Consider the following 21,682-nt stretch of genomic DNA (forward strand, 5'->3'; position numbering starts at 1 on the left):
CCGGTTCAGGTCAGGTCGCGGCCAGGAGGATGCCGGCGGCAGCGAGCATGAGCACCACCGCGGCCGCCGAGACAGCTCTACCGGCGGAGAGCTCAGGTAGCTCGCGTGGGCGCAGGGGTGTCCGGCGGCGGGCCAGCGCGACTGCCGCCCCGATCAGCACCGCGCCGGCGATCAACGTGGCGAACGCCGTGGCGACAGACCCCGGGAAGTAGGCGGTGGTGACGGCCGGGACGATGAACAACGAGCCGATCGCGGCGGTGACCAGCACCGCCAGGTCATGCCGGGCCACGGCGAACACGACGAGGCCGATGACCGTGCCCATGGACAGCATGGCATGCCAGCCCGCCCCGGCGAGGACGACGGCGCCGGCCACCGCGGCCAGCGCACCCAGGGCCCGGCCGAGAGCCGCCGGCCTGAGCAGGTCACCCCACGCCAGCAGGCCCCAAGCCAGGCGCGCGGCCCAGATCCCGGCCCAGGGCAACAGATCCTCGTCGAGCCCGAGAGCGACCAGGGCGCCGGCCAGGACGAGCCAGGGCAGCCAAGCCCCGGCGTGCTGCACGGGGTGATGATGGGCGGCCCAGAACGTGCCGGCGCACGCCAGGGCGCCGGCGGCCGCCACCGCGAACGCGCCGTCGAAGCCCAGATCGAGCAGATCCCGCCCGGCGATCAGCATCCAGGCGAACGCGGTCACGACGGCGGCCAGCCACAGCACCGCGCGCAGGCGCGCGGCCGCCGCACCGGCCCGGCCCGGCGTGATCACGCCGGCCCCGGTGAGCACCAGCCCGGCCGCGCCGATGACGATCAGCCGTCCCGCGGTGCCCAGCTCGGTCCAGTAGTGGCTGCTCAGCACGATCAGGGCAACAGTGACCAGACTGCCGCCGAGATAGCCGAGACCCTCGCTGACCAGCGAACGGCGCGACGCGCCACCGGGCAGCCCGGCACGCATCCGTTCCGCCTGCTCGGTCGTGACCAGTCCTTCTTCGGCCCACCGCTGGATCTGGTGCGCCATGTCAGCCGATCTCATCGTCAGCCTCCCCGGGGCGGACCCTCGCCTTCACTGTCATCCGCGCCGGCCGAGGCCACCAGGGCCGAAGGGCCGTGCCGGTCGGCCCTGCCGCCGGTGATGGACAGGGGTGTAGGTGTGGACTGAGGAAGGGAGCCGCCATGTCGACCTCGATCAGGGCCATGCGCCGCACCGGACCGTCGTTGACGGCCAAGGACGTGTGGCGTGCGATCTCCCGGGCGTCGTTCGCCGTGCTCGCTCACGTCACGCCGGCCGGTGCACCCCGCTCGAGCGGCGTCGTCTACATCCTCGAGGACGGCCGTCTCTACGTGGCGGTCGCCGCGGACAGCTGGAAAGCCCGGCACGTGGCCGCCGACGGGATGGTCGCGATGACCGTGCCGATCCGCCGGGGCGGGCCGCTGTCGCTGATGCTGCCGATTCCACCGGGCACAGTGAGCTTCCCCGCGGTCGCGGTGGTGCATCCGGGCGACCATTTGGCGCACCATCCGCGCCTGGCCCGGCTGCTGCCGCCCGACCGGCGCGGCACGTGCGTGATCCTCGAGATCCGGCCGACCGGTCATTTCGTCACGTACGGCCTCGGTGTTCCGCTGAGCGCGATGCGTGACCCGGCCCGCTCCCGGGCCCGGATACCGGCCGGGCGATGACCCATGCCGCCGGGCGGGCACCGTAACCGCTACCTGGACCTGCTCCGCGCGGCCGCGATCGTCCGTGTCATCGTCTACCACCTGTTCGGATGGCCGTGGCTGCCCATGGTCCTGCCCGCGATGGGCATCATGTTCGCCCTCGCCGGATCGCTGACCGCGGCCTCGATGTCGCGGCGCGGAGCCGTCCAGGTGGTCCGGTCGCGCCTGCGGCGCCTGCTGCCTCCGCTGTGGCTGCTCGGCCTGGTCGCCGTGCCGTTCATGATCCTCACCGGATGGGCGCGGGAAAGCGGTGGCGAACACCCCTTCTCCGTGCCGTCGCTGATCTTCTGGATCCTGCCGGTCGGCGATCCGCCGGGCAGCGAGGCCGCGGCTGACGTCTGGGTGCCGCTCTGGTACATCCGGGCCTATCTGTGGTTCGTGTTGCTCTCGCCGGCGCTGATCTTGCTATGGCGCCGGATCGGCTGGGCCACGGTGGCCCTGCCGTTCGGGCTCCTGGCCGCTCTCGGCCTGTCCGGCGTCTCGTTGCCGGCGGTCGCCGACGCCGCGGTCTGGGATTTCGCCACATTCGGAGCGTGCTGGATCGCCGGCTTCGCCCACCACGACGGCCGGCTGGCCCGGGTGGAACCGTGGCTGGCCTACACGCTGGCGCCGATGCTCGCCGCGGCGGCGCTGTGGCGGGCCCACGACGCCGGTAGCTGGGACCTCAACGACGTGCCGGAGACGCAGGCGCTCTGGTCCTTCGCGTTCGTCCTGATCGTGCTGCGCTGGCAGCCGCCGATGGGATGGCTCACCAGAGCCGTCCCGCTCGACCGGACGGTGACTGTCGTCAACTCTCGCGCCGTCACCATCTACTTGTGGCACAACGCGGCCATCGCGGCCGTCTGGCCGTTGCTGGCCTACCCGGGCCTCGACGACCTGGGCGGCCTGCCGGGCGCCGCGGTCCAATTGCTGACCACCTTCGTGCTGGTCCTCGCGACCATGCTGGCCTTCGGCTGGGCCGAGGACCTGGCCGCCCGTCGGCCGGCGCGGTTGTGGCCCAGCACGGCGGTCCCGGACAAGGCGGGACTTCAGTCCCGTCGAGGTCAGGCACTTGGCCTCGGGCGTCGCGCCGAGGCGTCCGGCAGTGTCAGGGGTACGGACACCGATGAAGGAGGAAGACCATGACGACCATCGGCCGCGGCTCCGCTGCTCATCTCGAAAGGGTCGAGGCGCCCGGCTCCATGCTCACCCACGCCGCCGCTCGCGCGCTCGCCGTGCTGCGCATCTCCACGGGCTTCGTGTTCCTGTGGGCGTTCTTCGACAAGACGTTCGGCTGGGGCTTCGCCACCCCCTCGGCGCGGGCCTGGACCAACGGCGGCTCGCCGACCAAGGGCTTCCTGTCCGGCGTCGACGTCGGGCCCGGCTGGCTCCAGACCTTCTTCCACAACATCGCCGGTGACCCCTGGGCGGACTGGCTGTTCATGCTCGGCCTGCTGGGCATCGGCCTGGCCTTCATGCTCGGCATCGGTATGCGGATCGCTGCCGGCGCCGGTGTGATCATGATGGCGCTGATGTGGGCCGCCGAATGGCCGCTGGACAAGACCACCAGCGCCGGCGAGCCCAGCATGTCGACCAACCCGATCACCGACTACCACTTCATCTACGCGGTCGCCGGCATCGTGCTCGCCCTCACCTACGCCGGGCACACCTGGGGCCTGGGCAAGTGGTGGGCCTCCCTGCCGCTCGTGCAGAAGTACCGCTGGCTCATCTGACCTCATGCGAACCCCACGACCGGCCCGGCCGCCGTCACGGCGGCCGGGCTTCGTGGGTCTTTGGGCCGGCCGAACCGGGACCTGGTGCCCTGCCGGCCCGCCGGTCACGGGATGACGCTGGAGGGGAGCCCGAAGGAGGCGTCATGAAACCGCACACGATCGTCGTCGGTGCCGACGGCACCGAGCACAGCAAGGCCGCGGTGCGCTGGGCCGCGCGCGAGGCCTACCGCCGTGGGCTGCCGTTGCGGGTCTCCCATGTCTTCGACTGGGAATGGGGCGAGGCCCGCTACGACATGAGCAACACCTACTTCGACGAAGCCCGCAAGCACGCCGAAGGCGTCACCGGCACCGCGGTCTACGAAGCCCGTACCGCGGCGCTGGAGGTGGATGTCGAAGGAGACCCGTTGGTCGGTCACGCCCCGGCCCGCCTGCTGGGCGAAGCCGAGGACGCCGAGCTGATGGTGCTCGGCAGCCGGGGCCGCGGCGGGTTCGCCAGCCTGTTGCTGGGATCGGTGAGCCAGCGCGTGGCCACCCACGCCGCTTGCTCGGTGGTGGTGGTCCGGGGACGCGGCGGCGACCTCACCGAGGGACCGGTGGCGGTCGGCCTGGACGATTCGGCGACGGCCGACACGGTGCTCGCGGTCGCCTTCGAGCAGGCGGCCGGACGGGGGAGCAGGCTGCTGGTGATCCGCGGTCAGGCGCCGGTCGGCTATGTGGCGGGTGACGTGGAGCTGCCGGAGCCGTCGGCCGAGGAACGCGCCCGGGTCGAGGCCCAACTCGCACCGTGGCGGGGCAAGTACCCGGATGTGCCGGTCGATGTCCGGCTGGTCCGCGACGGGGCGGCGGCCGCGCTGGTCGACGCGTCCTCCCGTGCCCAGCTGGTCGTGGTCGGCAGCCGGGGCCGGGGAACGATCACCGGGACGGTGCTCGGCTCCGTCGGGCTGCAGCTGCTGCATCACGCCGATTGCCCGGTGTACATCGTCCGCGAACCGGTTCGCCGTCAGGGCTGATCTCCCGTGTGGGCGATGATCGTCAAGGAGTTCCGGCAGATGCGCCGGGACCGTCGCACCCTGGCCATGATGGTCGTGCTGCCGATGCTTTTGCTAGTCGTCTTCGGATATGCGGCCAGCTTCGATGTCACGGCCATCCCGACCCGGGTGGTCGGTGACCGCGCCGCCGCGGTCGCGGAGCAGCTGCCGCCACCGTTCGAGGTGCGGGCTGTCGCACCCGCCGAAGGACGGCCAGAGGCGGTGCGGAGCCTGCGCGACGGCGTCGTCCCGGTCGTGATCGTGGCCGGGGCGAGCGGGGTCACGGTCCTGCTCGACGGCGCCGAGCTGTTCACCGCGAACGCGGCCCGGGCCGCCCTCGCGCGCACCGACGGCACCGCGCGGATCGAGGTCCTGTTCAACCCGGACCTGCGGACCTCGGCCGTCATGGTCCCCGGCCTGGCCGGCATGATCCTGCTCTTCGTGGGCACCGTGATCACCAGCCTCGGTGTGGTGCGGGAGCGGCAGAGCGGCACCCTCGAGCAGCTCGCGGTGATGCCGTTGCGGCCCCGCGACGTCTTCTTCGGCAAGATCACCCCGTATTTCCTCGTCGCCGCGGTCGATCTCACCGTCGTGGTCGCAGCCGGGACGCTGCTGTTCGGCGTGCCCTTCCACGGTTCTCTGCTGGTCCTGGCGCTCGGCGCGTTGCTGTTCCTGTTCGTCACGCTCGGCACCGGCGTGCTGATCTCCAGCGTGTCGCAGAACCAGGGGCAGGCCATCCAGCTCGCGATGATGACGCTGCTCCCGCAGGTGCTGCTGTCCGGGCTGATCTTCCCGCTGCGCTCGATGCCGGTCGGGGTGCGCTGGATCGGCTACCTGCTGCCGCTGACCTACTTCACCCAGATCTCGCGCGGCGTCATGCTGCGCGGCGCCCCGATCACGGCGCTGTGGCAGCCGTTCCTCTACCTCACCCTGCTGGGCGTCGCGGTGGTCACCTTCGCCACCTTGCGCTTCCGGGCCTTCCTGTCCCCGCAGGGCACCCGGCGGAGCCCGGCCGTGGCGGCGGGAGCGGAACCATGAGCTGGGGCCTGGACGGGGTCTCGGTGGAGCGGGGCGCCGTCACCGTGCTCGGCGCGGTGACCCTGGAGGTGACAAAGGGCGAAATCGTGGCCGTGGTCGGCGGTGACGGCGCCGGCAAGTCGACGCTGCTGGCCGCGCTGGCCGGGCTCATCCGGCCGTCGTCCGGAACGATCCGGCGGCCGGAGCGGTCCCGGATCGGTTTCCTGCCGGCGTCGTCGGGCGTGTACCCCGACCTGACGGTAAGCGAGAACCTGCGTTTCGCCGCCTCCGTCTACGGCCTGCCCGAGCGGATCGCGGCCGACCGCATCCGTACCCTGCTGGAACGGACCGGCCTGGCCGGGGCCGCCGATCGCCTCGGCGGCCGGCTCTCCGGTGGCATGCGCCAGAAGCTCGGTGTGGCCCGGGCGATGCTGCACCAGCCGGATCTGCTGATCCTCGATGAGCCCACCACCGGGGTGGACCCGGTGAGCCGGTCCGACCTCTGGTGGCTGCTCACCCGCGAGGTGGCCCGGGGATGCGCCGTCGTGCTGAGCACCACGTATCTCGACGAGGCGGATCGGGCCGGGCACGTCGTCGTCCTGCGGTCCGGCCGGGTCCTGACGGAAGGCACACCGGCCGCCATCACGGCGGCGGTGCCGGGGACCTTGCGCACCGTCGCGTTTCGGCCGGCGGCGCCGTTCGCCTGGCGGCGCGGGCGGACCTGGCGCGCCTGGAGCGCCGACGGCGGGCCAGACGGTGATCGGGTCGAGCCGGATCTGCAGGACGCGGTCGTGCTGGCGACCCTTCGGGCGGAGGGCCGGCCATGACCGAGCTTCTGGCCCGGTGCGCCGCCGTGTCGCATCGATACGGCACCCACACGGTTCTGGATGTCGTGAACCTTGAAGTGCCGACGGGAGAGGTCGTCGGTCTCCTCGGCGCCAACGGCGCCGGGAAGACGACCCTCATCCGGATCCTTCTCGGGCTGCTGGCGCCCTCGTCGGGGTCGGTGAGCCTGCTCGGCGCCGCGCCGTCGCGGCGGGCCCGCAGCCGGATCGGCTATGTGCCGCAGAGCCTGGGCCTGTACGAGGACCTGACCGCCGCCGAGAACCTCGACTTCACCGCCGCCGCGTTCGGCGGCCGGACCGCGTCCCTGCCGGCGGCGCTGGCCGTTCCGCCCGGCGTCCTCGCCGGCCGGCTTCCGCTGGGCCTGCAGCGGCGTCTCGCGTTCGCCACCGCGTTCGCGCACTCGCCGCGGTTGTACGTTCTGGACGAGCCGACGTCCGGGGTCGACCCGCTGGCCCGGACCCGGCTGTGGGACGTGATCCGCGACGTCGCCGACAACGGCGCCGGCGTCCTGGTGACCACCCACAGCATGGAGGAGGCCGAGGAGTGCGACCGGCTGGTCATGCTGGCGGCCGGGCGGGTGGTGGCCGACGGCACTGTCGCCGGGATCGTCGGGCATTCCCAGGTGGTCACCGTCACCGGCGACGACTGGCCGGGCGCGCTGTCCGCTCTGGAACGGGCCGGGCTGCGGCCCTCGCTGGTGGGCCGCTCGCTCCGGGTGCCGGGAACGGATCTCGCGGCGGCCCGGATCGCCCTGTCCGGCACGGGGGCGCGGGCCAGGCTCGCCCCGGCCACCCTGGAAGAGCGTTTCGTCGAGCTGACCGCTTCGTGAGGCGGGTTCAGGGGCCGATGTCGCGGCGGCGGAGGCCGGCATAGCCGGCTGTTGTGAGGACCGCGGCGACCAGCCCGATCGTCAGCAGCGGGGTGACGCTGAGCGGCTCCAGCGGGACCTGCGGGGTGTGCGCGAACGGCGACGCCCGCTGGGCCCAGCCCGGCAGGTCGAAGGACTCGGCGAACAGGCCCACGACCACGCAGTAGGCGACCGCGATCCACGACACCGCGGCGGCGGCCCGCGGTTTCCAGCCGACGGTCAGCACGGCCACCGCGGCGATCAGCCAGACCGCGGGCAGGTAGGTCAGCGCCGCCCCGGCCAGCCGGGGCACCTGGCTCGGGTCCGACACCGTCAGGGCGTACGCCAGTCCGAGGCCGCCGCCGATGGCGGCCAGGGCCAGGGCGGTGCCGGCCAGGGCCACGCTGAGATGCCCGGCCAGCCAGGCCAGACGGCTGGTCCGGGTGGCCAGGACCGGTTCGGCGCGCCCGCTGGTCTCCTCGGCGTGCAGGCGCAGCACGCTGGTGACTCCGTAAGCGGCGGCGACCAGGGCGGACAGCCCGAGGGTGAGAGCCAGATAGGCGTCCAGCACGCTGCGGCCACCACCGGGCAGGAACTGCATGATCTCGGGGTTGTCCTCGACGTACTGCTCGATGCTGTTCGCGACCGACCCGTAACCGGCGCCGAGCAGGGCCAGCCCGCAGACCCAACTGACCAGAGCCGTACGCTGCAGGCGCCAGGCCAGCCCGAAGGCGTTGCCGAGAGCGGGTGAGGCGGTGGACCGGCCGGGCCGGGACGGCACGAGGCCGGCGCCGAAGTCGCGCCGATCGAGCAGCGCCGCGGCCAGCATCACCAGCAGCGCGCTCACCACGAGCGGGATCAGCAGCGGCCACCAGCGGTCGCCGGCGTACGGGAAGGTGCGCTGGCCCCACCCGATCGGCGACAGCCACGACAGGGCGCCGTTGCCGGTGTCGCCGGCGGCACGCAGCGCGTACGCCGCGCCCAGGAGGAACCCCACCGCGCCGTACACCGCCCGGACATTCTCGAAGAGCTGGGCGGCGACCGCGGTGAGCGCGGCGAACACCAACCCGGTGGCTATCACCGCGAGGCCGAGTAGGAGCGACCCATCGGCCGGCAGACCGGTGAGAGTGGCCGCGCAGAACACCAGGAACCCGGCATTGGCGTCGGCCACCACGGCCAGCAGCAGCGCGGCGGCCGTCGGGGCGCGACGCCCGACCCGCACCGAGCGGATCAGCTCCGCGCGCCCCGCCTCCTCGTCGCCCCGGGTCTGCCGGCCGACCAGGAACATGCTCATCAACGCGACCACGATCGCCACGAAGGCGAAGATCTCGAAGACGATCTCGCCGCCGATCGACTGCAGCAGCGGGGTGGGCCCGCTCATGGCGATGACGGCGCTGTTGCCGCCGATCGTGCGCCGCAGGTTGGCCAGCGCCTCCGCGGTGCCGTAGAGCTTCTGGCTCTGCAGCGACTGCACGTACAGCAAGGCCGTGGCGCCCAGCAACCACCAGGGCAGCCCTCGTCGTTCGCGGCGCAGCATGAAGCGCAGCAGACCGATCGTCCCGGTCATGAGGGCGTCGCCTCGTCGCCGTAGTGGCGCAGGAACATCTCCTCGAGCGTGGGCGGGGTGCTGGTCAGACTGCGCACGCCGAGCGGGGCGAGACGCCGCACCACCTCGTCGAGCCGAGCCGTGTCGACATCGAAGCGGGCCCGGTGGTCCTCCAGGACGGCGTCGTGCACCCCAGCCAGACCGGTGATGCCGGTCAGCGGCTCGCTCGTCTCCACAGTGATCGACGTGCGGGTCAGATGGCGGAGCTCGGCCAGTGTGCCGGTCTCCACCCTTCGGCCGAGCCGGATGATGCTCACCCGGTCGCACAGCGCCTCCACCTCGGCCAGAATGTGGCTGGACAGCAGCACCGTGCGGCCGTCCTGTCGCATGTCCTGGATGCACTGCTGGAAAACCGATTCCATCAGCGGATCGAGGCCGGAGGTGGGCTCGTCGAGCAGCAAGAGCGGCGCGTCGGACGCGAGCCCGGCGATCAGGGCGACCTTCTGACGATTGCCCTTGGAGTAGGTGCGTGCCTTGCGGGAGGGGTCCAGATCGAACATCTCGAGCAGGCGGTCCCGGCGCCGCCGGTCGAGCCCGCCGCGCATGCGGCCGAGGAAGTCGATCACCTCACCGCCGGTGATGCCCGGCCACAGCGTGACGTCGCCGGGCACGTAGGCGAGCCGGCCGTGCAGGGCCACGGCGTCGCGCCATGGGTCGCGCCCGAGCAGGGTGACCTCGCCCGCGTCGGCTCGGAGCAGGCCGAGCAGCACCCGGATGGTGGTGGTCTTGCCGCTGCCGTTGGGGCCTAGGAAACCGTGCACCTCGCCGGCCGGCACGGTCAGGTCCAGCCGGTCCAGTGCCTGGACCGGACCGAACGACTTGCTCAGGACTGAGATCGAGATCGCCGGTCCGGTCGCCACGACGACTCACCGCGGGGCGGGCTCGGCGCCATGGGCCCGCGTCCCGGCCGGCACCGGGATCACGACGACCGGGCAGGCCGCCTTGCGGACGCATTTCTCACTGACCGAGCCGAGGACCGTGTGCCGCACCCCGTTGTGCCCGTGGCTGCCCAGCACGAGCAGGTCGGCCGAGCGGCTGCAGGCGCCGAGCACATCCGCGGGCGGGCCCTCGATCACCTCGGTGGCGACCGGGAGATGCGAGCCGTAGCGCGGCAGGAGCGCTCGGACCTCGTCGTCGAGCACCCGGGTGGCGCGCTCCTTCGCTTCCTCGGGGTTGGTCGCGGTGACCGGCCCGAACTCGAGCCCGTCCCACGACCAGGCGATGACGGCCTGCACGGCGCTGCCGCGCGTGGCCGCCTCGCGTACGGCCCACTCCAGGGCGCGGCGGCCACCTTCCGAGCCGTCCACGCCCACGACGATCAGATGTCGATCGGTCATGGCTTCACCTCCGTCGGGGTTCTCCTCCACCGTGCCGTCCGCGGCGGTGGCGGATCAGAGTCCAAAGTCCCTTGCTTCCGTGGGACGCGTAATCAGCACCGGGCAGCCGGCGTGGTGGAGCAGGTACAGGCCGGTCGAGCCCAGCAGCAGGCTGCGCGGGTAGTCGCGGCCGCGACTACCGACGACGACGAGCCGGGCGCCGGTGGAGAGCTGGGCCAGCGCCGGCCCCGGATCCCCGCCGGAGGGATCCAGCCGCACGGCCACCCGCGGATACTTCGGGCGCCAGGGCGCCACCTGCTCCTCGACGCGGTCCCGCTGCGCCCCGGCATGGACCACCACGAGGCCCTTGGCCCTGTCGGCCGCGGCCCGGAACGCCGTGCCGAGAACCGCGTCGGCGGCCGGGGAGTCGTCGACGCCGGCCACGACGGGCCCGTCGGGGGTGATACGGCCGCGGACGACGGCGACTGGGCACGGCGCGCGGCGGGCGACCCGTTCGCCGACCGACCCCAGTCCCAGGCCGGCGAAGCCGCCCCGCCCGCGGTGCCCGACGACCATCAGGTCGGCCTCGCGGGCGAGCTCACGCAGCCGTTCGACCGGCCGGCCGAGCAGGGTGTCGGATCGAACGGCGACCTCCGGGGCGATCCGGTGGGCCCGCCGGGTCGCCTCGGTGATGAAGCTGTTCGAGTCGGCCCACATGGCCTCTATGTAGGAGCGCTCGTCGCGGTCGCCCCGATCAACCGGACGTCCCTCAAGAACGTGGACGATTCGCAGCGGCGCCCGGCGATACCCGGCTTCGCGGGCCGCCCAGGCGACGGCCGTGTAGCCGGGGTCGGAGCCGTCGGCCCCGACGACGATCGAACGACGGTCCATGGGTATCCCTCACCCCCTGGTCTCATGGGTGACGACGACCGGGCAGGCGGCGTGGCGCAGCAGATGCTGGCTGACCGAGCCGAGCAACAGCCCGCCCAGCCGGCCACGGCCGTGGGTGCCCACCACGAGAAGCTGAGCGGCTCCGCTCGCCTCGGTGAGCTCCGCCGCGGGATGGCGGACGACCGCCCGCGCGGTGACCGGCACCGCCGGGTACTTGTCCCGCCAGCCGGTCACGAGCTCGTCGAACGGCCGCCGGATCCCGGGCGGAACCGTGCCGCGGGCCAGCTCGGTGGCGTTCACCATGCCGACGGTGGGCGCCCAGGTCCGGATCACGTGCAGCGGCACGTGGAGGTCGGCAGCCGCGTCGAAAGCGAAGCTCAGCACGGCGTGGGCATCGGCCGACTCGTCGACGCCGGCCACGATCGGGCGGTGCGCCTGCGCGGTGCCCCGCACCACCACGACCGGGCAGTGTGCGTGCGCGCTGACCGCGACGGTGATCGAGCCGAGCAGGCCCGACACGCCGCTGTGGCCGTGTGCGCCCAGCACGATCATGCGGGCCCCCGCGGACCGGTCGATCAGCGACGGAACGGCGTCGGCGTCCATGGTGACACTTGTCGCGGTCACTTCCGGATGGCTCCGGCGGGCTTCGGCGATCGCGTCGGCCAGGATGCCCTCGACCCCGCGGCGGATCTCCGCCTGCGGCAGGATGGAGGGTGACGGGATCATCGAGACCGCCGGCGCCCAGACGGGCCATTCGTAGGCATAGAAGAACTCGATCGAGGCGCGCGTCCGCGCCGCCTCGTCCAGGGCCCAGGCCGCGGCCATCCTGGCCTGTGGCGATCGGTCGTACCCGATGATGATTTTCTTGGTTGTCATGACGGTGCCCTTTCCTGACAGGCGATCAGCTGCCGGGCCCAGGCGCCGATCTCGGCCCAGTCACGCAGATCGCGTCGCGTCGTGCCGCCACGCCCGGCAGGGTCGGCGCCGCCGAAGAGCCCGGTCGCCACAGGGGTGAGCCAGGGCCGCCTCGCGAGCGCCCGATGGAGTTGATCCCAGCTGTGCCGCCACGCCTGTTCGTCGTCGCGGCGCGGCCCCAGAGCGAAGACCGCTGCCGGCACGGTGTGCAGGTCATCGCGATGCCGTTTGAGGAACCGGTGGGCGTCGCGATGCCAGCGGCCGGAGTAGAGGGGCGCGCCCAGCACCACCAGGTCGTACCCCGTCAGCGGTTCGTGGACGGCATGCGCGGGCACGGTCTCGGCGAGGGCGCCGCCGGCCCGGGCGACGGTGGCGACCGCCTCGGCGACCTCCCGGGTCGAGCCGTTCCTGGTCGCGTAGACCACGAGGACGTTGGCGTACATGGTGATCCTCTCATCAGTACCAGCACAGTCCTTCGCAGCGGCCTCGCACAGGGCACAAGGGCATGAACTGTCCGGGACAAGGGGGTGCCTCACCCGGCCGACGCGGGACTTCCGGCCCTGTCGCGGCGCCGCGACCCGGCAGACGGTGAAGAGGAGTCCGGGAGGCGCCATGAGTAGAGCCGGAGATTCGCCTCGGTTGATCGATCCCGCCGCGCTGGGCGTGCTTTTCAGCGCGCTGCGTGAACGCGGCTACACGATCGTGGGCCCGACCGTCCGCGACGGCGCGGTGGTGCTGGCCGAGCTGGAATCGGCCCGGCAACTTCCGTCCGGGTGGAGCGCCGACACCGAGGCCGGCCACTACCGGTTGCGGCGCCGGGCCGACGAGGCGGTGTTCGCCCACTGCGCCGGCCCGCTGTCGCTGAAGAACTTCGTGCATCCGCCGCGGGCCCGGCTCTGGTCGTCCGAGCGGGCCGAGAACGGCGCGGTGTCGACCACCGGGCCGGAGGAGCCCGGCAAACGCTTCGCGTTCGTCGGTGTGCATCCCTGTGACATCGCCGCGCTCGGGGTGCTCGACCGGGTGCTGGCCGGCGGGAAGCACCCGGACCCGGTCTACACCGCCCGCCGCGACGGCAGCTTCGTGGTGACCGCCGAGTGCACCGAGCCGGCCGCCACCTGCTTCTGCTCGTCGATGGGGACCGGGCCGGCCGCCACCGGCGGCTTCGACCTGGCGCTGACCGAGCTGCTCGACGGCGGCCACCGTTTCGTGGCCCGCAGCGGTTCACCGGCGGGGGCCGAGGTGCTGGCCGCCCTGCCGTCCCGGCCGGCCGGCACGGCCGACGTCCTGGCCGCCACGTCCGCGCTCGAGCAGGCGGCGGCCGCGATGACCCGGCACATGCCGAACGAACCGCTTCCCGCCCTGATCGCGGGCAGCCGGGAGTCGCCGCACTGGGACGACGTGGCGTCGCGCTGCCTGACCTGCGGCAACTGCACCATGGTGTGCCCCACCTGCTTCTGCACCACGACCGAGGACCTCACCGATCTCACGGGCGAGCACGCCGAGCGCTGGCGGCACTGGGACTCCTGCTTCAGCGTCGACTTCTCCTATCTGCACGGCGGCTCGGTGCGTACCTCCGCCGCCTCCCGCTACCGGCAGTGGATCAGCCACAAGATCGGCACCTGGCCCGAGCAGTTCGGCAGCTCCGGCTGCGTCGGGTGCGGACGCTGCATCGCCTGGTGCCCGGCCGGTATCGACATCACCCGGGAGGCGGCCGCCCTGTCGGCTGCGACCGCCGGGGACGAGCCGTGAACGCGGCCCTGCCGGTGCCGCACCGGGTCGCGGGCCGGTGGGTGGACACCGCCGACACGGTCACGCTGGAGCTGGCCCCGACGGGCGCGTCCCTGCCAGTCTTCCGACCCGGGCAGTTCGCGATGCTCACGGCCTACGGCATCGGGGATGTGCCGATCTCGGTGAGCGGATGGCACGGCCCGCGGCCGCTGCACACCATTCGTGCGGTCGGTGCGGTGACCCAGGCCCTCTACGACGCGCGGCGCGGTGACGTGATCGGGGTTCGCGGTCCGTTCGGCACGGCGTGGGACGTCGGATCGGCCGCCGGACGCGACGTGATCGTGGTGGCCGGCGGCATCGGCCTCGCCCCGCTGCGCCCCGTCGTGGAGCGGTTGCTCGCTGACCGGGCGTCGTTCGGGCGGATCGCGGTCCTCGTCGGCGCCCGGCAGCCGGCCGATCTGCTCTATCCGCGGGACCGTGACCGGTGGGCGGCGCGGGCGCAGGTCGAGGTGACAGTGGACCGCGCGGGCAACGGCTGGACCGGGCGGACCGGGCTGGTGACCACCCTGATCCCCGGCCTGCGGGCCGATCTGGGCGCAGCCGCGGCGTTCGTCTGCGGCCCGGAGCCGATGATGCGGTTCACCGTGCAGGCCCTTGTCGCCCGGGGCGTGTCGCCCGGCCGGGTGCAGGTGTCGCTGGAGCGCAACATGCGCTGCGGGCTGGGCTGGTGCGGCCACTGCCAGCTCGGGCCGCTGCTGCTGTGCCGGGACGGCCCGGTTGTCCGCTACCCGGTGGCCGAGCCGTTGATGAGCGTACGGGAGTTGTGATGCCCACCCTCGCTGTCTGGAAGTTCGCCTCGTGCGACGGCTGCCAGCTCACCCTGCTCGACTGCGAGGATGAGCTGCCGGCCGTGGCCGCCCAGGTGCGGATCGCCCATTTCCTGGAGGCGTCCCGCGCGGTCGAGCCGGGGCCCTACGACGTATCGCTGGTCGAGGGCTCGATCACCACCGCGGCCGACGTCGAGCGGATCCACCGGATCCGGGCCGCCTCGCGGGTGCTGGTCACCATCGGCGCGTGCGCCACCGCCGGCGGCATCCAGGCGCTGCGCAACAGCGCCGACGTGGCCGAGTACGCGGCGGTGGTCTACGCCCGGCCCGGTTATCTCGACACCCTGGCCACCTCGACCCCGATCGCGGCCCACGTCGACGTCGACTACGAGCTGCACGGCTGCCCGATCGACAAACGGCAACTGCTCGATACCCTCACCGCCCTGCTCGCCGGCCGCAAGCCGAACCTGCCGGCGCACAGCGTCTGTTTCGAGTGCAAGCGCCACAACACCGTCTGCGTGGTGGTGGCCCGGGGCGAGCCCTGCCTCGGCCCGGTGACCCGGGCCGGGTGCGGGGCGATCTGCCCGGCGCTGGGCCGTGGCTGTTTCGGCTGCTTCGGGCCGGCCGAGACCCCCAACGGCCCGGCCCAGGCCGCGCTGCTGCGAGCGGCCGGCGTGTCCGGCGAGGACGCCGCGCGGCTCTACCGGACCTTCAACGTGCTCGACTTCGCGGCAGTGGCGGGAGACGCGTCATGACCCACCGATCCGACCGGCTGATCGACGTGCGGGCCCTGGCCCGGGTGGAGGGCGAGGGCGCCATGCACGTCCGGGTCCGTGACGGCGCCGTCGCCGACGTGCGGCTGGAGATCTACGAGCCGCCCCGCTTCTTCGAGGCGTTCCTGCGCGGCCGCCGGCACACCGAGCCGCCCGACGTCACGGCCCGGATCTGCGGGATCTGCCCGGTGGCGTACCAGATGAGCGCCTGCGCGGCGATCGAGGACGCCTGCGGCGTCACGGTGCCGCCCGGCCTCGCCGATCTGCGCCGGCTGCTGTACTGCGGCGAGTGGATCGAGAGCCACACGCTGCACATCTATCTGCTGCACGCGCCCGACTTCCTGGGCTACCCGTCGGCTCTCGAGCTGGCCAAGGACCGGCCGGACCTGGTCGAACGCGGCCTGGCGCTGAAGAAGACCGGCAACGACCTGGTCGAGGTGGTCGGCGGCCGGGCCATCCACCCGGTCAACGTCCGGGTCGGCGGCTTCTACCGGCTGCCGGAGCCGGCCGACCTGGCCGCGCTGCGGGAGCGTCTGCGCGTCGCCCTCGACCAGGCGCTGGCCACCGTGCGGTGGGTGGCCGCCTTCGACTTCCCGGACTTCTCGCACGATCACGAGATGATGGCGCTGGTCGAGCCCGGCCGGTACGCCATCGAGCGCGGCATGGTCCGGACCACGGGCGGACTGGCCTTCGAGGTGCGGCAATTCGAGGACCATGTCGTCGAGGAGCAGGTGGCGCACTCGACGGCCCTGCACGCCCGCCTGGCCGGCCGGGGGCGGTATCTGACCGGCCCGGCCGCGCGCTACACCCTCAGCCATCAATGGTTGTCGCCGCTGGCCCGGCAGAGCGCCGAGACGGCTGGGCTCGGCGCCGAGTGCCGCAATCCGTACCGCAGCATCGTGGTCCGCGCGGTCGAGACGGTGTACGCGGTGGAGGAGGCGATCCGCCTGATCGACGACTACGAACCCCCGCCGGCGGCCGCAGTCCCGGTGCCGCCGCGGGCCGCGGCCGGCCGCGGCGCGACCGAGGCGCCGCGAGGCACCCTGTTCCACCGGTACGAGCTGGACGCCACAGGACTGGTCACCTCGGCCCGCATCGTGCCGCCCACCTCGCAGAACCAGGGCGCGGTCGAGGCCGACCTCGCCCGCTTCGTCGCCGGTCGGCTGGATCTGCCCGACGACCGGCTCACCGCCGAATGCGAGCAGGCCATCCGCAACTACGACCCGTGCATCTCCTGCGCCACCCACTTCCTCGACCTGCGCGTGGACCGGGGCTGACATGACAGCCCGGCGGGTGGTGATCGGGGTGGGCAACGAGTTCCGCCGCGACGACGGCTTCGGGCCCGAGGTTGTCGCCGAGCTGCGGGGCCGCCGCGACGCCCGGCTGGCCGGGGTGGAGCTGTGTGTCAGCGACGGGGAGCCGAGCCGGATGCTGGACGCCTGGTCGGGCGCGGAACTGGCCGTGGTCATCGACGTCGCCGCCGGTACCGGCCGCAGCAGCGGCTGGTGCGAGCTGTCCCTGCCCGAGCCGGGCGAGGCCCGGCACGTCGCCTCGGGGCACGGCATCGGGCTGGGCGTCACGGCGGCCCTGGCCCGGGCGCTCGATCGGTTGCCGGAGCGCCTGGTCGCCCTGGTCGCCTACGGTCAGGAGTTCGGCTTCGGGGTCGGTCTCAGCGACGGCGTCGCCGCGGCCGTCCAGCCGGTCGCCGAGCGGGTGATCGCCTTGGTGGCGACGCCGTGACCGGCTGGTCGGTGCGGGTCCGGGGCACCGTGCAAGGCGTCGGGTTCCGCCCGTTCGTCCACCGGGTCGCCACCGACCTGCGCCTCGACGGCGTGGTCAGCAACGTCGGCGGTGACGTCCTCATCGAGGTGGGCGGCACCGAGGCGGCCGTCCACCGGCTGGTCGAGGCGCTGCGGGAGCAGGCGCCGGCCGCCGCGGACATCGGCGAGATCACGGTTGTGCCGGTGGCCTCGGCGCCGGCCCCCGGTTTCCGGGTGGCGCCCAGCGCCGACGCCGACGTCTCCCGTGGCTTCGCCGGGCTCCCGGCCGATCTCGCCACCTGCGACGACTGTCTGCGGGAGCTGTACGACCCGGCCGACCGCCGCTACCGCTACCCGTTCATCAACTGCACCGCCTGCGGGCCGCGGGCCACCATCGTGGACGACCTGCCTTACGATCGGATGCGCACCGCCATGGCCGGGTTCGTGATGTGCCCGGACTGCGCGGCCGAGTACCACGATCCGGCCGACCGGCGGTACCACGCCGAACCAATCGCCTGCCCGGCGTGCGGGCCGCGGCTCGCCTGGCACGAGCACGGCCGTCGCACCGACGGCGAGCGGGCTCTGACGGCGGCGGCCGCCGCCGTCGCGGCCGGCCGGATCGTCGCGCTCAAGGGCCTCGGCGGATATCAGCTCATCTGCGACGCGACCGCGCCGGCGGCGGTGGAACGGCTGCGTGAGCGCAAGCGCCGGCCGACCAAGCCGTTCGCGGTGATGGCGCACGACGTGGTGGGGGCGGACACGGTGGCGTCCGCCGCCCTCCGCTCCCCGGCCCGGCCCGTCGTGCTGCTGGCCGGGGTGCGGGCCGGCCTGGCCCCCGCGGTGGCGCCCGGCCTCGACCGGACCGGCCTCTTCCTTCCCGCGACCCCACTGCACCACCTGTTGCTCGGCCTGCTGGGCCGTCCGCTCGTGGTGACCAGCGGCAACCGTGCCGACGAGCCGATCGCCATCGACGATGCCGACGCGGCCGAACGGCTGGCCGGGATCGCCGACGGCTTCCTGAGCCATGACCGGCCCATCCGGGCCCGTTACGACGACTCGGTCGTCCAGGTGATCGACGGTGCGCCGCGCCTGGTCCGCCGGGCCCGCGGTTACGCGCCCCGCCCGCTGGATCTGCCGATCCCCGCTCCTCGGCCGCTGCTGGCGGTCGGCGGGCATCTCAAGCACACCTTCACCCTGGCCCGGGGTGGGCGGGCCCTGATCGGCCCGCACGGCGGTGACCTGGCCGACGCCGACGTCCTGGCCGCCTTCCAGGCCACCGAGGCCCAGCTCAGCCGGTTGCACCGGTGCCGTCCCGAGGTGGTCGCGCACGACCTGCATCCCGGCTATCTGTCCACCGCCTACGCCCGGGAAGTGGCGCCGCCCGCCCGGCGCCTCGCGGTGCAGCACCACCACGCCCATGTGGTCTCGTGCGCGGCCGAGAACGGCGTCGAGGGCCCGTTCCTGGGTGTCGCCTACGACGGCCTCGGGCTCGGCGACGACGGCCGGCTCTGGGGCGGCGAGCTGCTGCTGGCCACCTACACCGGCTTCCGCCGGCTGGCCCGGTTCGGCACCGCGCCGCTGCCCGGCGGGGAGGCCGCGGTCCGCCACCCGGCCCGGATGGCGCTCGGCTACCTGTACGGCGGCGAGTTCCCCCTGCCGGCCGGGCCGCGACCGGCGCCGGCGGCCCGGATGCCCGCCGCCGACCTCGGCCGGCTGCGCCGGATGATCGAGCGCGGGGTGCGCAGCCCGCACGCGTCCAGCGCGGGCCGGTTCCTCGACGCGACCGCGAGCCTGCTCGGGCTCTGCGATGACGCCGGCTACGAGGGGGAGGCGGCGATTCGGCTGGAGACCGCTGCCCATCGGGCCGTCGGCACGCCGGAACCCCTTCCGTGGCGGATCGTCCGGCGCGGCGGCCTGTCCGTCTACGACTGGTCGGGCACGCTCGGCGCGTTGCTGCGGCGCCAGGCCGACGGTGAGCCGGCCGCCGCCCTGGCCGCGGCCGTGCATCGCGCGGTGATCGACGTGACCGTGGCCCTGTGCGCCCGCGCCGCCGAGCAGACCGGGGTGAGCGCGGTCTGCCTCTCCGGCGGCTGCCTGCAGAGCCGGATCCTCGCCGGCGAGCTGACCCGGGATCTGCGCGCGGCCGGGCTGACCGCGCTGCTCAACCGTGAGGTGCCGGCCAACGACGGCGGCATCAGTTACGGCCAGGCGGTGGTCGCCGCCGCCCGGCTGGCCGAGGGGAGCTGACATGTGCCTAGGCGTTCCGGGCCAGGTGACCGCCATCGAGAGGGAGGACGGCCTGCCGATGGGGACGGTCGACTTCGGCGGCGTCCGCAAGCGGGTCTGCCTCTCCTACGTGCCCGAGGCGCGGGCCGGCGACTACGTGATCGTCCACGTCGGCTTCGCGATCAGCACGGTCGACGCCGCCGAGGCCCGGCGCACCCTGGAGGTGCTGCGGGCCATGGACGGCGTGCTGGGGCGGGAGCTGGAACCGTGAAGTATCTCGACGAGTACCGCGATCCCGTGCTGGCCCGGGCGTTGCTGGCCGAGCTCCGGCGGATCACCACCCGGCCCTGGGCGCTGATGGAGGTGTGCGGCGGGCAGACCAACACCATCGTGCGCCAGGGCATCGACGAGCTGCTGCCGGCCGGTCTTCGTATGGTCCATGGGCCGGGCTGCCCGGTCTGCGTCACCCCGCTGGAGGTCCTCGACCGGGCGGTGGCCATCGCGCAGCGGCCCGGCACGATCCTGACCAGCTTCGGCGATATGCTGCGGGTGCCCGGTTCTCGGACGGACCTGCTGGCGCTGCGGGCCCGCGGCGCCGACGTGCGGGTGGTGTACTCGCCGATGGACGCGGTGACCCTGGCCCGCCGGGAACCCGGCCGGCAGGTCGTCTTCCTGGCCGTCGGCTTCGAGACCACCGCGCCGGCCAACGCGATGGCCGTGCTGCAGGCGGCCGCCCTCGGCCTGACCAACTTCAGCATGCTGGTCAGCCACGTCCTCGTGCCGCCGGCCATGGAGGCCGTGCTGCGCGCGCCCGGCTGCCAGGTGCAGGGGTTCCTCGGGGCCGGGCACGTGTGCGCGGTCATGGGCTGGACCGAGTATGAGCCGCTGGCCGCCCGCTACCGGGTGCCCATCGTGGTCACCGGCTTCGAACCGCTCGACCTGGTCGAGGGGATCCTGATGGCGGTGCGGCAGCTCGAGCAGGGGCGGCACGAGGTCGAGAACCAGTACGCCCGCGCGGTTCGCCGCGACGGCAACACGGCCGCGCGGGACGCCGTCCGGCGCGTCTTCGCGGTGACCGACCGGCGGTGGCGGGGGATCGGCACGATCCCGGCCAGCGGTTTGCGCCTGGCCGCCGAGTTCGCCGCGTTCGACGCCGAGCGCCGCTTCGACGTCGGCCGGCTCGTGGCCCGGGAACATCCGGCCTGCCTCGCCGGGCAGATTCTGACCGGGGCCAGGAAGCCGACCGACTGCATCGCCTACGGCACCACCTGTACGCCCCGGACCCCGCTCGGCGCGCCCATGGTGTCGGCCGAAGGTACCTGCGCCGCCTACTTCACCGCGGGCCGGCGCCGGCCACCACAACGGGAGGGACCGTCATGACCGCCGTCGACCCCACTACCGGAAGCTGCCCGGCGCCACGGCCCGAGACGGAGCTGATCCTGCTCGGGCACGGAGCTGGCGGCCGGCTCTCGGCCGAGCTGATCGGCCACGTCCTGGTGCCGGCGCTCGGCGCCGTCGCGCCGGGCGGCCCGCCGGAGGATGCCGCGGTGGTGGCGGTGGGGCAGACCGCACTGGCTTTGAGCACAGACGCGTACGTGGTGGATCCGCTCTTCTTCCCCGGCGGCGACATCGGCGCGCTCGCCGTGCACGGCACGATCAACGACCTGGCCATGCGCGCGGCCATGCCCGTCGCGCTGACGGTGGCGTACATCGTGGAGGAGGGCTTCCCGATCGAGGAACTGCGCCGGGTGGCCGCCTCGGTCGGGCGAGCGGCCGCGGATGCCGGGGTGCCGGTGGTCACCGGGGACACCAAGGTCGTCGGCCGTGGCGCCGCCGACCGGATCTTCGTGACCACCGCGGGTCTCGGGCGCTGCCCGCCGGACCCGCTGCCGTCGGCCGCCCGGGCCCGCCCAGGCGACGCCATCCTGCTGTCGGGGCCGATCGGCGGTCACGGCGTCACGGTGCTCAGCAGCCGCGAGGGGCTCGGCTTCGAGGCCGACGTCGCTTCCGACACCCGGCCGCTGCACCGTCTGGTCGCCGCCATGATGGCCGCGGGCGGCGACGGCGTGCACTCGTTGCGCGATCCGACCCGGGGTGGGCTGGCGGCAACGCTCAACGAGATCGCCGTCGCGTCCGGGACGGGGGCCGAGGTCGAGGAGCTGTCGCTGCCGGTCGGCGAGCCGGTCCGGGCGGCTTGTGAGCTGCTCGGCCTGGACCCGCTGTCGGTGGCCAACGAGGGCTGCCTCGTCGCCTACGTCGCCCCGGAGCGGGCGCAGGCCGTGCTCGAGGCGATGCGGTCCCGGCCCGAGGGCACCGGGGCGGTCCGCGTCGGCACAGTGTCCGAGGCGGGCCCGGTGATGCTGCGCACGGCGATGGGCGCCCGGCGGGTGATCGACATGCCGCTGGGGGAGCAGTTGCCGCGAATCTGCTGAACGGGACCAGGAAGCGGACCTTCGGCCCTGCCCACCGGGCCGGGCCGGGGT

General features: G+C 73.5%; 23 protein-coding genes. 16 read left to right on the plus strand and 7 right to left on the minus strand.

What is annotated here, in order from left to right; translation table 11 throughout:
- Positions 1–10 precede the first annotated feature (10 nt).
- Entirely contained in the window at positions 11–1,024 is a 1,014-nt protein-coding gene (locus AB0J66_RS02655) for a hypothetical protein (RefSeq protein ID WP_364655051.1), read from the minus strand.
- A 140-nt stretch (positions 1,025–1,164) separates the two neighbouring features.
- Here AB0J66_RS02655 and AB0J66_RS02660 point away from each other — a divergent pair, with 140 nt between their 5' ends.
- From AB0J66_RS02660 to AB0J66_RS02690, 7 genes are all read left to right on the plus strand, one after another.
- Positions 1,165–1,668: a pyridoxamine 5'-phosphate oxidase family protein gene (locus AB0J66_RS02660; protein ID WP_364655053.1), complete on the plus strand. Its 504-nt coding sequence runs from the start codon at positions 1,165–1,167 to the stop codon at positions 1,666–1,668.
- A gap of 3 nt (positions 1,669–1,671) precedes the next feature.
- Positions 1,672–2,832: an acyltransferase family protein gene (locus AB0J66_RS02665; RefSeq protein WP_364655055.1), complete on the plus strand. Its 1,161-nt coding sequence runs from the start codon at positions 1,672–1,674 to the stop codon at positions 2,830–2,832.
- A complete protein-coding gene (locus AB0J66_RS02670; RefSeq protein WP_364655057.1) occupies positions 2,829–3,419 on the plus strand; it encodes a hypothetical protein in 591 nt (196 codons plus the stop codon). The genes AB0J66_RS02665 and AB0J66_RS02670 overlap by 4 nt, the downstream gene beginning before the upstream one ends.
- A gap of 143 nt (positions 3,420–3,562) precedes the next feature.
- Positions 3,563–4,429, plus strand: coding sequence for a universal stress protein (locus tag AB0J66_RS02675; RefSeq protein ID WP_364655059.1), 867 nt, complete (start codon positions 3,563–3,565; stop codon positions 4,427–4,429).
- A gap of 15 nt (positions 4,430–4,444) precedes the next feature.
- Positions 4,445–5,485 (plus strand): ABC transporter permease, encoded by a 1,041-nt coding sequence (locus AB0J66_RS02680; RefSeq protein WP_364655061.1) that lies wholly within the window; start codon positions 4,445–4,447, stop codon positions 5,483–5,485.
- Entirely contained in the window at positions 5,482–6,291 is an 810-nt protein-coding gene (locus AB0J66_RS02685; protein WP_364655063.1) for an ABC transporter ATP-binding protein, read from the plus strand. The genes AB0J66_RS02680 and AB0J66_RS02685 overlap by 4 nt, the downstream gene beginning before the upstream one ends.
- Positions 6,288–7,139, plus strand: a complete 852-nt coding sequence (locus AB0J66_RS02690; RefSeq protein WP_364655065.1) for an ABC transporter ATP-binding protein — start codon at positions 6,288–6,290, stop codon at positions 7,137–7,139. Before AB0J66_RS02685 ends, AB0J66_RS02690 begins: the two co-directional genes overlap by 4 nt.
- 7 nt (positions 7,140–7,146) lie before the next feature.
- Here the strand turns inward: AB0J66_RS02690 and AB0J66_RS02695 are convergent, their stop codons facing one another.
- From AB0J66_RS02695 to AB0J66_RS02720, 6 genes are read right to left on the minus strand one after another with little or no spacing between them, the layout of a single operon-like run.
- Positions 7,147–8,724, minus strand: coding sequence for an ABC transporter permease (locus AB0J66_RS02695; RefSeq protein WP_364655067.1), 1,578 nt, complete (start codon positions 8,722–8,724; stop codon positions 7,147–7,149).
- A complete protein-coding gene (locus tag AB0J66_RS02700; protein ID WP_364655069.1) occupies positions 8,721–9,623 on the minus strand; it encodes an ABC transporter ATP-binding protein in 903 nt (300 codons plus the stop codon). Before AB0J66_RS02700 ends, AB0J66_RS02695 begins: the two co-directional genes overlap by 4 nt.
- A gap of 6 nt (positions 9,624–9,629) precedes the next feature.
- The gene (locus AB0J66_RS02705; RefSeq protein WP_364655071.1) at positions 9,630–10,100 is read right to left on the minus strand and encodes a universal stress protein; all 471 of its coding nucleotides are present in this window, start codon (positions 10,098–10,100) and stop codon (positions 9,630–9,632) included.
- Between the two features lie 54 nt (positions 10,101–10,154).
- Positions 10,155–10,970: a universal stress protein gene (locus AB0J66_RS02710; RefSeq protein WP_364655073.1), complete on the minus strand. Its 816-nt coding sequence runs from the start codon at positions 10,968–10,970 to the stop codon at positions 10,155–10,157.
- A 9-nt stretch (positions 10,971–10,979) separates the two neighbouring features.
- On the minus strand, positions 10,980–11,846 hold the full coding sequence (locus AB0J66_RS02715; RefSeq protein ID WP_364655075.1) for a universal stress protein: 867 nt from the start codon (positions 11,844–11,846) through the stop codon (positions 10,980–10,982).
- Positions 11,843–12,328, minus strand: coding sequence for a flavodoxin domain-containing protein (locus AB0J66_RS02720; protein ID WP_364655077.1), 486 nt, complete (start codon positions 12,326–12,328; stop codon positions 11,843–11,845). The genes AB0J66_RS02715 and AB0J66_RS02720 overlap by 4 nt, the downstream gene beginning before the upstream one ends.
- Positions 12,329–12,524: 196 nt before the next feature.
- Here AB0J66_RS02720 and AB0J66_RS02725 point away from each other — a divergent pair, with 196 nt between their 5' ends.
- From AB0J66_RS02725 to hypE, 9 genes are read left to right on the plus strand one after another with little or no spacing between them, the layout of a single operon-like run.
- Positions 12,525–13,634 (plus strand): 4Fe-4S dicluster domain-containing protein, encoded by a 1,110-nt coding sequence (locus AB0J66_RS02725; RefSeq protein ID WP_364655079.1) that lies wholly within the window; start codon positions 12,525–12,527, stop codon positions 13,632–13,634.
- Positions 13,631–14,440: an FAD/NAD(P)-binding protein gene (locus AB0J66_RS02730; RefSeq protein ID WP_364655081.1), complete on the plus strand. Its 810-nt coding sequence runs from the start codon at positions 13,631–13,633 to the stop codon at positions 14,438–14,440. Before AB0J66_RS02725 ends, AB0J66_RS02730 begins: the two co-directional genes overlap by 4 nt.
- The gene (locus AB0J66_RS02735; RefSeq protein WP_364655082.1) at positions 14,440–15,195 is read left to right on the plus strand and encodes an oxidoreductase; all 756 of its coding nucleotides are present in this window, start codon (positions 14,440–14,442) and stop codon (positions 15,193–15,195) included. Before AB0J66_RS02730 ends, AB0J66_RS02735 begins: the two co-directional genes overlap by 1 nt.
- Positions 15,192–16,490 carry a Ni/Fe hydrogenase subunit alpha gene (locus AB0J66_RS02740; protein ID WP_364655084.1) on the plus strand — a complete coding sequence of 433 codons (1,299 nt, stop codon included), beginning with the start codon at positions 15,192–15,194 and terminating at the stop codon, positions 16,488–16,490. Before AB0J66_RS02735 ends, AB0J66_RS02740 begins: the two co-directional genes overlap by 4 nt.
- Before the next feature lies 1 nt (position 16,491).
- Entirely contained in the window at positions 16,492–16,953 is a 462-nt protein-coding gene (locus AB0J66_RS02745) for a hydrogenase maturation protease (protein ID WP_364655085.1), read from the plus strand.
- Positions 16,950–19,220 carry a carbamoyltransferase HypF gene (gene hypF / locus AB0J66_RS02750; RefSeq protein ID WP_364655086.1) on the plus strand — a complete coding sequence of 757 codons (2,271 nt, stop codon included), beginning with the start codon at positions 16,950–16,952 and terminating at the stop codon, positions 19,218–19,220. The genes AB0J66_RS02745 and hypF overlap by 4 nt, the downstream gene beginning before the upstream one ends.
- Before the next feature lies 1 nt (position 19,221).
- On the plus strand, positions 19,222–19,470 hold the full coding sequence (locus AB0J66_RS02755) for a HypC/HybG/HupF family hydrogenase formation chaperone (RefSeq protein ID WP_364655088.1): 249 nt from the start codon (positions 19,222–19,224) through the stop codon (positions 19,468–19,470).
- The gene (hypD, locus tag AB0J66_RS02760) at positions 19,467–20,579 is read left to right on the plus strand and encodes a hydrogenase formation protein HypD (RefSeq protein ID WP_364655089.1); all 1,113 of its coding nucleotides are present in this window, start codon (positions 19,467–19,469) and stop codon (positions 20,577–20,579) included. Before AB0J66_RS02755 ends, hypD begins: the two co-directional genes overlap by 4 nt.
- Positions 20,576–21,631: a hydrogenase expression/formation protein HypE gene (gene hypE / locus AB0J66_RS02765; RefSeq protein WP_364655091.1), complete on the plus strand. Its 1,056-nt coding sequence runs from the start codon at positions 20,576–20,578 to the stop codon at positions 21,629–21,631. The genes hypD and hypE overlap by 4 nt, the downstream gene beginning before the upstream one ends.
- Positions 21,632–21,682 lie beyond the last annotated feature (51 nt).

It is taken from the genome of Actinoplanes sp. NPDC049598 (assembly GCF_040675435.1).
In the GTDB taxonomy this organism is placed as follows: domain Bacteria; phylum Actinomycetota; class Actinomycetes; order Mycobacteriales; family Micromonosporaceae; genus Actinoplanes.